At 67.6% G+C, this 12,378-nt stretch carries 12 protein-coding genes; 7 read left to right on the top strand and 5 right to left on the bottom strand.

Going from position 1 to position 12,378, the window contains the following annotated elements; all coding sequences use genetic code 11:
• Entirely contained in the window at positions 1–1,239 is a 1,239-nt protein-coding gene (locus tag AB4Z55_RS23185) for a Rieske 2Fe-2S domain-containing protein (RefSeq protein ID WP_369520633.1), read from the bottom strand.
• A 225-nt stretch (positions 1,240–1,464) separates the two neighbouring features.
• On the opposite strand from AB4Z55_RS23185, the gene hsaA reads away from it, so the two are divergent.
• From hsaA to AB4Z55_RS23150, 7 genes are all read left to right on the top strand, one after another.
• Positions 1,465–2,649, top strand: coding sequence for a 3-hydroxy-9,10-secoandrosta-1,3,5(10)-triene-9,17-dione monooxygenase oxygenase subunit (gene hsaA, locus AB4Z55_RS23180; protein ID WP_369520632.1), 1,185 nt, complete (start codon positions 1,465–1,467; stop codon positions 2,647–2,649).
• A 212-nt stretch (positions 2,650–2,861) separates the two neighbouring features.
• The gene (gene hsaC / locus AB4Z55_RS23175) at positions 2,862–3,773 is read left to right on the top strand and encodes an iron-dependent extradiol dioxygenase HsaC (RefSeq protein WP_369520631.1); all 912 of its coding nucleotides are present in this window, start codon (positions 2,862–2,864) and stop codon (positions 3,771–3,773) included.
• Between the two features lies 1 nt (position 3,774).
• Entirely contained in the window at positions 3,775–4,371 is a 597-nt protein-coding gene (hsaB, locus tag AB4Z55_RS23170) for a 3-hydroxy-9,10-secoandrosta-1,3,5(10)-triene-9,17-dione monooxygenase reductase subunit (RefSeq protein ID WP_004023128.1), read from the top strand.
• On the top strand, positions 4,368–5,600 hold the full coding sequence (locus AB4Z55_RS23165; protein WP_369520630.1) for a hypothetical protein: 1,233 nt from the start codon (positions 4,368–4,370) through the stop codon (positions 5,598–5,600). The genes hsaB and AB4Z55_RS23165 overlap by 4 nt, the downstream gene beginning before the upstream one ends.
• A complete protein-coding gene (locus tag AB4Z55_RS23160) occupies positions 5,597–6,388 on the top strand; it encodes an SDR family oxidoreductase (RefSeq protein WP_239400100.1) in 792 nt (263 codons plus the stop codon). Before AB4Z55_RS23165 ends, AB4Z55_RS23160 begins: the two co-directional genes overlap by 4 nt.
• Positions 6,381–7,523 carry a sulfotransferase gene (locus tag AB4Z55_RS23155; RefSeq protein WP_248644693.1) on the top strand — a complete coding sequence of 381 codons (1,143 nt, stop codon included), beginning with the start codon at positions 6,381–6,383 and terminating at the stop codon, positions 7,521–7,523. Before AB4Z55_RS23160 ends, AB4Z55_RS23155 begins: the two co-directional genes overlap by 8 nt.
• A 36-nt stretch (positions 7,524–7,559) precedes the next feature.
• Entirely contained in the window at positions 7,560–8,189 is a 630-nt protein-coding gene (locus tag AB4Z55_RS23150; protein ID WP_369520629.1) for a TMEM175 family protein, read from the top strand.
• 5 nt (positions 8,190–8,194) lie between these two features.
• Here the strand turns inward: AB4Z55_RS23150 and AB4Z55_RS23145 are convergent, their stop codons facing one another.
• Genes AB4Z55_RS23145 through AB4Z55_RS23130 form a run of 4 tightly spaced genes read right to left on the bottom strand, consistent with a single transcriptional unit; the run spans position 8,195 to position 12,363 of the window.
• A complete protein-coding gene (locus AB4Z55_RS23145; RefSeq protein ID WP_354560646.1) occupies positions 8,195–9,301 on the bottom strand; it encodes an acyl-CoA dehydrogenase family protein in 1,107 nt (368 codons plus the stop codon).
• Entirely contained in the window at positions 9,298–10,266 is a 969-nt protein-coding gene (locus AB4Z55_RS23140; RefSeq protein WP_354560644.1) for an acyl-CoA dehydrogenase family protein, read from the bottom strand. The genes AB4Z55_RS23145 and AB4Z55_RS23140 overlap by 4 nt, the downstream gene beginning before the upstream one ends.
• A 5-nt stretch (positions 10,267–10,271) precedes the next feature.
• Positions 10,272–11,438 carry an acyl-CoA dehydrogenase family protein gene (locus AB4Z55_RS23135; RefSeq protein WP_354560642.1) on the bottom strand — a complete coding sequence of 389 codons (1,167 nt, stop codon included), beginning with the start codon at positions 11,436–11,438 and terminating at the stop codon, positions 10,272–10,274.
• Position 11,439: 1 nt separating this feature from the next.
• Complete coding sequence (locus tag AB4Z55_RS23130; RefSeq protein ID WP_239400092.1) at positions 11,440–12,363, bottom strand: enoyl-CoA hydratase; 924 nt, start codon at positions 12,361–12,363, stop codon at positions 11,440–11,442.
• Between the last annotated feature and the right edge of the window lie 15 nt (positions 12,364–12,378).

Below are 12,378 nucleotides of genomic sequence, written 5' to 3'. Positions count from 1 at the left end.
TCAGACCTCGGCCTTGTCGGCGGAGTCCGAGGCCGCGGATTCGGTCGCTTTCTCGGCCTCTTGGCGACGCAGGTTCTCCTGGATCTCCTCGTTCCAGCTCTCGAGGGCCTTGGAGGTGTCGATCTCGTACTCGAACCGGCCGGTCATCTCGTCGGTGACCTCGGCCTTGTCGACGTAGAACTGGTCGTACCAGCGGCGGAGCTGGTAGACCGGGCCGTCCTCCTCGACGAGCAGGGGATTGTCGATACGGGTCTTGTTCTTCCAGATCTCGACGTCCTGCAGGAAGCCCACCTCGACGCCGGCGCTGATCTTCGTCGCCATCTTCGACGCCTGCTCGGCGGTCAGGCCCTCGGGGACCTTGGCCATCACGCCGTACATCAGGACGAAGGAGTTCTCGTCGATGGGGTAGTGGCAGTTGGTGAGGATGGTCTCCACGGCATATCCGCCGTAGTACTGGATCATCGGATTCAGCATGTACGACGGCCCGTAATACGCCGCGATCGATTCGAGGCGGCTGTCGCCGTAGTTGGTGCCGAGGGTGACATCGGGCCGGCCATGCGAATTCATGTACTGCGCCGCGATCTCACCCTCGAAGACGTTCTTGAAGTAGTCCGGGAGTGCGAAGTGCACATAGTAGAAGTGCGCCATGTCGACGACGTTGTCGATGATCTCGCGACAGTTGGACCCTTCGATGACGATGCGGTTCCAGGTCCACGGCGTCCACTCGTCGGACCCGAACTCCTCGAGTTCGGGAATGATGCACTCCTCCGGGGGAGGGTTGCCCTCGGGATCGTTGTAGACGAAGACCTGGCCGTTGCGGACCATCGACGGCCACGAGCGGGTCTTGGCGAGCTTCGGATTGCGCTTGGCGTAGGGCACGCCGGCGCAGCGTCCGTTGCCCTTCCACAGCCAGCCATGGAACGGGCACGCCACGTTGTCGCCGGACAGCCTGCCCTGGGAGAGGTCGCCGCCCATGTGTCGGCAGAAGGCGTCGAGTACGTTGACCTCGCCCTTGGTGTCCACCCAGGCCACCAGCTTGGTGCCGAAGATCGTGACCGAGTGGGGCTTGCCGTCGGAGAATTCCTCGAGCAGTCCGAGGCAGTGCCATCCCCGCGCGAAGCGGGTGGGTGGCGCACCCGTGTCGATCTCCCGGATGCCCACGTCCGCCCCGTCGGAGGCGGCGGCTGCGCTCGGCGCACCGGGGCTGCTCGGGGTCATCGTCTCGGGTCCTGAAGACATGTGCCCTCTCCTGTCTGTGGCTCGTGTCGCGTCGAAGAACTGTACCCAATACTAGAACACGTTTCAGATTTGTCAGCCCGATCGCCTCCTTCGAGGGCGATCGGGCCTGTACATGGGCATAAAGTCGCAGTGCTCGACAGAAATGAGAACGTGTTCTAATCTCGAACTCGATGGTTACAGCGGCCGGCGTGCCGGTCGAGGGAGAGACGAGTAGGAGCAGGCGAGATGCCAGCACAACGGAGCGAAGCCGCCGAGCAGGTCCTGGAGAAGATCAACGTCCTGCTCCCGGAACTCGAGCAGCGCGCGCAGTCGACCGAGGATCTGCGCCGCATCCCCGACGAGACCGTGTCGAGCCTCGAGACCGCAGGCTTCTTCAGGCTGCTGCAGCCCGAGCAGTGGGGTGGCTACGAGGTGGACCCGGTCACCTTCTACGAAGCGGTCCGCCGCATCGCGTCGGCGTGCGGGTCCACCGGGTGGGTCTCCGGCATCATCGGCGTGCACAACTGGCACCTCGCGCTGTTCGATCAGCAGGCACAGGAAGACGTATGGGGTTCGGACACCAACGTCCGCATCTCGTCGTCGTACGCGCCGATGGGTATGGGTGAGGTCGTCGACGGCGGCTACAAGGTCAATGGTTCGTGGGCGTGGTCGTCGGGTTGCGAGACTGCTGACTGGGTCTTTGTCGGGGGTCCGGTCATCAAGAACGGCAAGCCCGTCGACTTCGTCAGCTTCCTGATCCCCCGCGAGGACTACACGATCAGGGACGTGTGGAACGTCGTCGGCCTGCGCGGCACCGGGTCCAACACCATCGAGGTCAAGGACGTGTTCGTGCCCCGGCACCGCATGCTGAGCATGCGCACGATGTCGATGGGGCAGAGTCCGGGCCTGGAGCGCAACACCGCGCCGGTGTACAAGATGCCCTGGGGCACAATTCATCCCAGCACCATCGCGACACCGATCGTCGGGATGGCCTATGGCGCCTACCGCGCCCACGTCGAGCATCAGGGCAAGCGGGTCCGGGCCGCCTACGCGGGCGAGAAGGCCAAGGAGGATCCGTTCGCCAAGGTCCGGATCGCCGAGGCCGCCAGCGACATCGACGCCGCCTGGCGTCAGCTGTCGGGCAACCTGCAGGCCGAGTACGACCTCATCCTCGCCGGCGAGGAGATCCCGATGGAGTTGCGCCTGTCCGCCCGGCGCGACCAGGTGCGCGCGACCGGACGGGCGATCGCCGCGATCGACCGGCTCTTCGAGAACTCGGGCGCACACGCCCTGGAGAACGGGACGCCGATCCAGCGCTTCTGGCGCGATGCCCATGCCGGACGCGTGCACGCAGCGAACGACCCCGAACGCGCCTACGTCGCATTCGGCAACGGCGAGTTCGGGATTCCCATCGGCGACACGATGGTGTGACCCTTCGTGACGCTCGCAAGCTCGCTCCTCAGGGAGCAGGGGCCAAGGCTCGCAAGCTCGCTCCTCAGGGAGCAGGGGCCAAGGCTCGCAAGCTCGCTCCTCAGGGAGGTGGAGGCGCGTCCCCTGCTCCCTGAGGAGCCCGGAGCTTGCGGAGGGCGTCTCGAAGGGCCTGGTCAGCACCGCCGGCAAGAGCACACAACAGGAGTCAGCAGATGAGTGACAGTCCGATCCGCTCGTTGGGGTACATGAGGATCGAGGCCACCGACATCGGGGCGTGGCGGACCTACGGCCTCAAGGTCCTCGGCATGATCGAGGGTTCCGGTCTCACCGAGGGCGCCCTGTATCTCCGGATGGACGACTTCCCCGCCCGGCTGGTCATCGTGCCGTCCGAGCACGACCGGCTCGCGAGCGCCGGCTGGGAGGTCGCGAATGCCGCAGAGCTGCAGAATGTCCGGGATCGCCTGGCACGTGCGGGGGTGGTCTTCCGGGAGGGCAAGGACGAGGAGATCGCCGACCGTCGCGTCGCCGAGATGATCGTCTTCGACGATCCGGCGGACAACACCCTCGAGGTCTTCCACGGCGCCGCGCTGGAGCACCGGCGCGTGGTCAGCCCGTATGGGCACCGATTCGTCACCGAGGAACAGGGCCTGGGCCACGTCGTACTGACCTGCTCCGACGACAAGGCCGCACTCGAGTTCTACCGGGACGTACTGGGATTCAAGCTCCGCGACTCGATGCGGTTGCCTCCGCAGGTGGTCGGCCGCGAAGAGGGCGACGAGGTGCCGTGGTTGCGGTTCCTCGGGTGCAATCCACGGCACCACTCGCTGGCGTTCCTGCCGATCCCGAACAGCACCGGCATCGTGCATCTGATGGTCGAGGTGGAGAACGCCGACGACGTCGGGCTCTGTCTGGACCGGGCGTTGCGCAAGAAGGTGCCGATGTCGGCCACTCTCGGCCGCCACGTCAACGACCTGATGCTGTCCTTCTACATGAAGACGCCCGGCGGCTTCGACGTCGAGTTCGGCTGTGAGGGAAGAACCGTGAAAGACGACGAGTGGATCGCCCGGGAGAGCACGGCCGTGAGTCTGTGGGGGCATGACTTCAGCGTCGGGTTCAAGGGCTGAGATGCCCTCGGACGCCCAGACCCAGCAACCGCGGTCGCCATACGGGTCCGCCGACTTCGATTCCCGCCAGTTCCGGACCGCGATGGGCCAGTTCTGCACCGGGGTCACCGTCATCACCACGCTCGACGACGAGGGCAAGCCGGTCGGTTTCGCCTGCCAGTCCTTTGCCGCGCTGTCGCTCGACCCGCCACTAGTGCTGTTCTGCCCGATGAAGACCTCCCGGAGCTGGAAGGTGATCGAGAAGACGGGCAAGTTCTGCGTGAACGTGCTGTCGAACCGGCAGCAGGACGTCAGCGCGGCGTTCGGCGCCCCCGGTGACGACAAGTTCGCGAACATCACCTGGGACCCGTCGCCGGCCGGCCTTCCGGTCATCCGTCACGGACTCACCTGGGTCGAGTGCGACGTGGACAGCGTCACCGACGGCGGCGACCACCACATCGTCATCGGGCGTGCGTTGACCCTCGGAGAAGTGCTGCAGGACAAGCCGTTGCTGTTCTACCGTGGCGGCTACCTGTCGACCGAACACCCGCGGGTCACGCCCGCACAGGCAGAGCTGGAGAATTTCCTGACATGGACGGGCGGGGACACCTGGCTATGACCGTCGACGACGCGACGAGCACCCATACGACAAGCACCGACACGGCGAGTTCCGCACCACCACTGGTCACGCAGCCGCTCCTGGACGCGATCGCGGAGGCCGAGAGGCTGGTGGCGTCGGCCGACTTCGCCGAGACCGACCAGGACCTCGCCGAGGGCTACGACTACCTCGCGGGCAGCATCGCCGCGATCGTCCAGCTGGTGCGAGCCCGGTCTCTGTCGCACCCGAACTTCGTGACGTCCACCGGGCCGTCGACGAAGATGGGCCTGGACAACCCGGACACGCTCTACTACCACGCCGACGTCGAGCCCACCGGCACATACCGCGTGCGCGGCCGCCGCGGTAGCACGGCGGATCTGAGCTTTCAGGTGCTGCGCGGGGACTACACGGCGTCGTCGGTGCCGGGCGGCGAGGACGCCTTCGACGACCGCCGACTGACCATCGCCTCCGACGGCTCGTATGAACTGACCTTCGGCCCGCCCATCCCGGACGCGCCGGACGACTACTTCCCGCTCGGCGAGGGCGCCTCGATGCTCGCGGTGCGCGAGGTCTACTCCGACTGGTCCGAACGCAAGGGATCGATCACCATCGAACGGGTGGACACCGTCGGAACCGCGCCGGCGGAGCCGGACCTGGCACGGGTGTCGCGCCGGTACGCGACGGCGGGCAAGATGCTGACGGCCCGCATCAACACCTGGTTCAACTTTCCGAAGTGGTTCTACCTCGACGAGCCGGTCAACACCTTCACCGAGCCGCGGCAGACCCCCGGCGGGCTCAGTACGCAGTTCTCCTCGGTCGGTCATTTCCGGCTCGGTCCGGACGAGGCGATGGTCATCACCATCCCGCGGTCCGACGCCCCGTACCAGGGCTTCCAGCTCGGCAGCATGTGGTACATCTCGCTGGACTACGTCAACCACCAGACCAGCCTGAACTCCGCTCAGGCGCAGGTCGATCCGGACGGCATGATCCGGATGGTGGTGTCGCATCGCGATCCGGGCGTCGCCAACTGGATCGAGACGACCGGCCGGTCGAAGGGCATCCTGCAATTCCGCTGGCAGCGCAGCGATTCGCCGATCGGTCCGGACCTGGGTCCGACCGCGCAGGTCGTCGCCTTCGATGACGTGGCCGACCATCTGCCGCACCTCGACCACAACCGGATCGACGCCGACGGCTGGGCGGAACGGATCGCGGCACGTCAGCGTGCCTTCGCCGAGAGGATGCTGGGATGAGCGCGCAGGGGGGTCTGCTGGCCGACAAGGTGGTCGTGGTCTCGGGCGTCGGTCCGGGACTGGGGCGCTCGATCTGCCTGCGTGCGGCCGCCGAGGGCGCGCGGGTCGTCCTCGCCGCCCGTACGGAATCGCGCCTGAAAGAGGTTGCCGCCGAGATCGACGCGGCCGGCGGGACCAGTCTGGTCGTCCCGGCCGACATCACCGATGACGCCGCCGTCGACAACCTGGTCGCCACCACCGTCGCCGAGTTCGGCCGAGCCGATGTGCTGGTCAACAACGCCTTCGCACTCCCGTCGATGAAGCCGTTGTCCCGCACCGACTTCGACCAGATCGCGAGCAGTATCGACGTCACCGTGCTGGGCACGCTGCGTGTGATCCGCGCGTTCACCGGAGCGCTGGCCGAGGCCGACGGCTCGATCGTGAACATCAACTCGATGGTGATCCGGCACTCCGAACCCCGTTACGGCAGTTACAAGATCGCGAAGTCGGCATTGCTGGCGATGTCGCAGTCGCTGGCCTCCGAGCTCGGCGACAAGGGGATTCGCATCAACTCGGTCGCACCGGGTTACATCTGGGATGACCAGCTGAAGTGGTATTTCGGCGAGGTCGCCAAGAAGTACGGCATCTCACCCGACGACGTCTACGAACAGACGGCGTCGAAGTCCGACCTCAAGCGATTGCCGGAGCCGGACGAGATCGCCGATGCCGTCGTGTTCCTCGCCTCGCCGATGGCGCGTGCCATCACCGGGCACACCCTGGACGTGAATTGCGGTGAATACCATGACTAGTGCGGCACGTACCGACGTCGGCACGATCGAGGACCTGCATTCCTCGGCGACTCGCGCCACCGGCCTCGACGACTTCGGGGACACCGACTACCTCGAGCCCCTGGGCATCCTGCTCGAGTCGTACCGGTCCGAGGCGGGACTGACCGAGCTGGGCAGCAAGATGTTCCGCTTCTTCCTCAAGGGTGCGCTGGTCGCCCGGCTGCTCAGCGAGGCGTCGTGGAAGGCGAACCCCGGGTACGCCGAGGTCGAGGTGACCCGGCCGATCTTCGTGACCGGCCTGCCCCGCACGGGAACGACTGCGCTGCACCGCCTGCTGGCCGCCGACCCCGCGCATCAGGGCGTCGAGATGTGGCTGGCGGAGTTCCCGCAGCCCCGGCCGCCGCGCGACACCTGGTCCGACAACCCGGTGTACCAGCAGATCCAGGCCGGCTTCGAGCTGCACCACGTCGAGAACCCCGAGTTCATGGGGTTGCACTACATGGACGCGGGCGAGGTCGAGGAGTGCTGGCAGCTGCTCCGGCAGAGCGTCATGTCGATCTCGTACGAGTCACTGGCGCACGTCCCGACCTACTCGCAGTGGCTCAGCCGCCAGGACTGGACGTCGGCGTACCTCCGGCATCGCAAGAACCTGCAGCTGATCGGGCTCAACGATCCCGGGAAACGCTGGGTGCTGAAGAACCCCAGCCATCTCTTCGCGCTCGACGCGCTCATGGCGGCGTATCCGGATGCCCTGGTGATCCAGACGCACCGGCCGCCCAGCACCCTGATCGCGTCGATGTGCAGCCTGGCCGAGCACGCCACCCCGGGATGGTCGACGACGTTCACCGGTGCGCAGGTCGGCCAGGACCAGCTCGAGTTGTGGTCACGCGGACTCCGGGAGTTCTCGGCGGCGCGCAAGCGTTACGACCCCGCCCAGTTCCTGGACATCGACTTCACCGACCTGCGGTCGGACCCGATGGGCACCGTCGAACGCGTCTACGCGGCGCTCGACACCCCGATGTCGGAGGCGGCGCGGGCCGCGGTCACCGCTCTCGACGAGGAGAGCCAGACGGGGGCGCGCAAACCCCAACACCGTTATCAGCTCGCCGATTACGGACTCGACGAGGCGACGGTCGAGGCGGCCTTCGCCGTCTGAACCCGATGGCCGGTCGGGCGCTCTACAGTGCATCGCATGACAGAACCGGAGAACCGACAGTCGCCGGAGGGATTGAGCCGGCTCATCGCATTCGCCGACGCGGTGGTCGCGATCGCGCTGACACTGCTGGTGCTCCCGCTCGTCGACATCGCCAACGATCTGCGTGAGGACTCGTCGGTCGCGGACGTGGTGTCCGACAGGTCGGTCGAGTTGGTCAGCTTCTTCATCAGTTTCGCCGTCATCTGGATCCTCTGGCGTCAGCATCATCAGACGATGGAGTACTTCCGCGCCTACGACCACACGCTGATCAATCTCCACTTCGTCTGGTTGCTGACGATCGTGGCGCTGCCGTTCGCGACGGCCCTCGTCGACGGCGCGCATGTGGAGCAGGCCAACATTCTCTACATCGGAGTGCTGGCTGTCTCCGTGGGGTCTCTCATCGCGATTGCGGAGTGGGGCCGTCGACATCGGGAACTGCTCGCCGACGACGACGCGACGAACCGGTGGGCGGCGTCGTCGAGCGGAGTCAGCACGCTTCTGATCCTGGCGGTCGCGTTGGTCGTCGCGATCGTGTTCCCGCGCAGCGGAAATCTCCCCCTGGTGCTGCTGGTGCTCACCGACCCGATCGAGCGGACGGTCGCCCGCCGACGCAGCCGGCGGGACTGACCGCGTCAGCGCAGCGAGCGCGCGAGTTCGGCCACGGCGGTGTGCGGCGCGCCGAACATCTGCGAGGTCGCCTGAGCGCGTTTGAAGTACAGCTGGATGTCGTGTTCCCAGGTGATGCCGATCCCGCCGTGCAACTGGATCGCCTCGCCCGCGACACGACGGTAGGCGTCGGAGCAGTATACGTGGGCGGCCAGTGCCAGGTCACCGGCATCGGGATCGTCGGCGGCGATCGCGGCGACGGCGGCCCGGGCGATCGACCGCGCCGTCTCCACCGACACGTACATGTCGGCCATCCGATGTTTGAGTGCCTGAAACGACCCGATGGTGCGGCCGAACTGCTTGCGGGACTTGGTGTAGTCGACGGTGAGGTCGAGGGCTCGCTGGGCGCCCCCGACCTGCTCGGCGGACAGCAGGGCCCACGCGAGCGCGCGGAGGCGGGTCGCGAGATCGTCCGGTGCCGGGATCGCCGTGGATGCGACCTCGTCGAAACGCACCGACGACAGGGCCCGGGTGGGGTCCAGGACGGGCATCGGCGAGACCGACACGCCGTCCGCATCGGCGGCCACCTCGTGCAGGGTCACATGCGTGCCGGGGCCGGCCGCGAGGACGAGGAGCACGTCCGCCGACTCGGCGTCGACGACGAAGTGCGCAGTCCCGGAGAGGAGTCCGGCGTCGGCGCGTACGCCGGGAATCTGCCAGCCGCGTTCGCCGGCCCAGCACACCGCGGCCGTCCGTTCACCGGCGGCCAGGGCGGGGAGCAGTCGCGAGGACGCGTCATCGTCGGCCGCGAGGAGGATCGTGCCGGTGGCCAGCGCGGAACCGAGCGCCGGGACGGGACTCAGTGCGGCGCCCAGTTCCTCGAGTACCGCGGCCGACTCCGCCCACGAGGCCCCGGCGCCGCCGAACTGCTCGGGAATCGCCAGCGCGGCCACGCCGATCTCGGTGCACAGCGTCTGCCACAGGCTCGAGTCGATCCGCCCGGGGGCCGACATGGCGGCGCGGACCGCCGTCGAATCGCCGCGGCGGCGCAGCAGATCCCGCACTGCTTCGGCGAGTGCCTCCCGTTCCTCGGCGCTGATCGCCGGCCTCTCGGTGCCGGTACTGACGGTCACAGCGTCTCCAGGATGCGTTGGCGGTGGACGGCGGGGGAGCCCCAGGCATTGAGCAGCGCCCGGGTCTTGGTGATGTACAGCGAGATGTCGTGTTCGGCGGTGTAGCCGATCGCACCCATCACCTGCAGCGAGCGGCGGGCCGAGAGGTCGGCGGCCTCGGCGGCCGCGACCTTGGCCGCGGACACGTCGCGGGAGACGTCGGTGCCCTCCGGCACCTGTCCGTCGATGCCCAGGGCGGCCGCGTGGACGAGGGGACGGGCCATCTCGAGGGCGATCGCCACGTCCGCCAGATGGTGCTTGACGGCCTGGAAGGACCCGATCGGACGGCCGAACTGCCTGCGCGACTGCGCATATTCCGACGCGATGGACAACATCGCCTGACCGAGACCGAGCAACTGCGCTGCAGTGGCCAGGGCACCCGCGTCGGCTGCGTCGGAGGCATCGACCCCGGTCGCCAGTACGTCCCCGGCGGTGACCCGGGACAAGGTGCGGGTGCCGTCCACCGACGCCTCGGTGCTCTGCACCGTCGCGCGCGAGAGCACGCCGGCGTCGACCAGATACACATCGGCGGAGGCGGTGTCGGCGGCCAGTGGCTGGAGGGGGCCGATCGCGCATGTCGCCAGTCGGCCCTCGGCGAGGTCGCTGAGCGGACCCGACACGTCGGCGTCGTGCAGCAGGATCGGCAACACGGCCACGCTCTCGACGATCGGCCCCGGGGCGCAATGGCGTCCGAGCTGTTCGACGGCGACGACCATCTCCACCGCCCCGGCACTGCTGCCGCCGTGTGATTCATCGATCAGCAGTCCACTGATGCCCGCATCGGCGAGCTGCGAATAGACCTTGGCGACGGCCGCGCGGTCGCCGGCCGCCCAGGCGCGCGTGGCGGTCGGCATGTCGGCCTTGCCCAGCATCGCGTCCACCGTCGAGGCGAGGTCCGTGTGGATGTCGGTGAGTCGGAAGTCCATGGGTATCAGCGATCTCCGCGGGGAAGGCCGAGCAGTCGCTCGGCGATGACGTTGCGTTGGATCTCGTTGGTGCCCGCGTAGATCGGTCCGGACAGCGAGAACAGGTAGCCGTCGGTCCACGCATCGTCGAGTTCGGCTGCGGGACCCTGCAGGTCGAGCGCCGTCTCGTGGGCGGCGATGTCCCACTGGGACCAGAAGACCTTGTTGATCGACGACTCCATGCCGAGCGCGCCGCCGGCCGCGAGGCGGCTCACCGTCTGGTAGGTCGACAGTTCGTAGGCGCGCGACCCGATCCACGCATCCGCCACGCGCGCATCGGTGTTCGCCGTCGGCGGGACGTCATCCCGGTTCGACCGCCAGAGTTCGACGAGGCGGTCGGTGGTGGCCAGGAACCGGCCGGGTGCGCGCAACGACAGGCCGCGCTCGTTGGCGGCGGTGCTCATCGCGACCCGCCACCCGTTGTCCACCTCACCGATGACTCCCGATTCACCCGGATCGGACGGGTCGTCGGGGACGAAGACGTTCTCCAGGAACAGTTCCGCGAACCCGGCCTCGCCGTCGAGCTGTGCGATCGGCCGGACGGTCACGCCCTCGCTCCGCAGGTCGAACATGAAGTAGGTGAGCCCCTTGTGGCGCTGCGCCTGCTTGTCGGTGCGGAACAGGCCGAAGGCCCGATCGGCGAAGCTCGATCGCGAACTCCAGGTCTTCTGCCCGTTCAGCAACCAGCCGCCGTCGGTGCGGACGGCGGTCGACCGCAGCGACGCGAGGTCGCTGCCGGCCTCGGGTTCGCTCCAGGCCTGCCCCCAGATGTCGTCGGCGTTGGCCATCCGCGGCAGGATGCGTTCCAGTTGAGCGGGACTCGCGTGCTCGAACAGCGTGGGTGCGAGGAGGAAGATGCCGTTCTGGCTCACGCGTCCGGGCGCGCCCGACCGGTAGTACTCCTCCTCGAAGATGACCCAGTGCAGCAGCGGCGCATCGCGGCCGCCGTACTCCTCCGGCCAGCTGACGACCGACATCCGGTCGGCGGCCATCGTCCGCTCCCACTCGCGGTGCGCCTCGAATCCCTCGGCGGTGTCCATCGACGGGAGAGGTTCGCGCGGAACATGATCGGCCAGCCAAGCGCGGACCTCGGCGCGGAAGGCGTCGGCGGCGTCGTCGAAGAGCAGGTCCACGTCAGCTCCCCGATCCCGCTGCGGTGCCGGTCGATGCCGACGCCTTCATCGACTTCGCGTCCATGCCGCCGAGCGAGTCGCCGCCCGCCTCGGAATTGGCGGCGTGGGCGAAGTGGTGCCAGCCGAAGACCGAGTCCATGGAATTGCGCAGGCCCATCTGGTCTTCGCAGATGTTGACGGCCTTCTTGCTCAGGAACAGACCCTGCATCGGCATGGCGACGGCCTTCTCGGCGATCTCGTCCACCTTGGTCTCGAGCGCCTCACGGGGCACGACGTGGTTGACCATGCCCCAGTCGGCTGCCTGCGTGGCGGTGAAGCGTTCGCCGGTGAACAGGATCTCCTTCGCCCGGCGCGGGCCGAGCACGAAGGCGTGGGCAAAGTACTCGACACCGGGAATCCCCATCCGCGCGACCGGGTCAGAGAAGAACGCGTCGTCGGAGGCGACGATGAAATCGCAGATCCACGCGAGCATGAGGCCGCCGGCGATGCACGCGCCGTGAACCTGTGCGATGAGGGGTTTGGGGATGTCGCGCCAGCGGCGACACATCCCCATGTAGACCTCCATCTCGCGGGCGAGACGCTGATCGGCGCCGGTCTTGTCGGTGTGGTCCCAGTGCAAAACGGCGGCGTTCTCGTAGAAGGTGTCGAAATCGCGCTCGGGCGTACCGATGTCGTGGCCCGCGGAGAAGTGCTTGCCGTTGGCCCGAAGCACGATCACCTTGACCGCGGCGTCGTCGACGGCCTTGCGGAACGCCGCGTCGAGCGAATACGTCATCACCGAGTTCTGAGCGTTGCGGTACTCCGGGCGATTCAGCGTCACATAGGCCACCGCGCCCTCGGGTCCGCCGGTCTCGTAGGCGACCGGTGAGGTGTCCGGGCCGAGATCGTCGGGTCCGAGCGGGGGTGGGATGACGGCGTCACTCATGCCACCGAGCCTAAC

Source organism: Gordonia sp. ABKF26 (assembly GCF_041103195.1).
Classification (GTDB): domain Bacteria; phylum Actinomycetota; class Actinomycetes; order Mycobacteriales; family Mycobacteriaceae; genus Gordonia; species Gordonia terrae.
The sequence above is the reverse complement of the archived record's forward strand: the minus strand, read 5'-3'. Positions and strand labels throughout refer to the sequence as shown.

Excerpts from the sequence above, each read along its gene's own strand:
- AB4Z55_RS23130 (WP_239400092.1), bottom strand. The coding sequence starts at position 12,363 with ATGAGTGACGCCGTCATCCCACCCCCGCTCGGACCCGACGATCTCGGC.
- AB4Z55_RS23185 (WP_369520633.1), bottom strand. The coding sequence starts at position 1,239 with ATGTCTTCAGGACCCGAGACGATGACCCCGAGCAGCCCCGGTGCGCCG.
- AB4Z55_RS23160 (WP_239400100.1), top strand. The coding sequence starts at position 5,597 with ATGAGCGCGCAGGGGGGTCTGCTGGCCGACAAGGTGGTCGTGGTCTCG.
- AB4Z55_RS23140 (WP_354560644.1), bottom strand. The coding sequence starts at position 10,266 with ATGGACTTCCGACTCACCGACATCCACACGGACCTCGCCTCGACGGTG.
- AB4Z55_RS23150 (WP_369520629.1), top strand. The coding sequence starts at position 7,560 with ATGACAGAACCGGAGAACCGACAGTCGCCGGAGGGATTGAGCCGGCTC.
- hsaB (WP_004023128.1), top strand. The coding sequence starts at position 3,775 with ATGCCCTCGGACGCCCAGACCCAGCAACCGCGGTCGCCATACGGGTCC.
- AB4Z55_RS23165 (WP_369520630.1), top strand. The coding sequence starts at position 4,368 with ATGACCGTCGACGACGCGACGAGCACCCATACGACAAGCACCGACACG.
- hsaC (WP_369520631.1), top strand. The coding sequence starts at position 2,862 with ATGAGTGACAGTCCGATCCGCTCGTTGGGGTACATGAGGATCGAGGCC.
- AB4Z55_RS23155 (WP_248644693.1), top strand. The coding sequence starts at position 6,381 with ATGACTAGTGCGGCACGTACCGACGTCGGCACGATCGAGGACCTGCAT.
- hsaA (WP_369520632.1), top strand. The coding sequence starts at position 1,465 with ATGCCAGCACAACGGAGCGAAGCCGCCGAGCAGGTCCTGGAGAAGATC.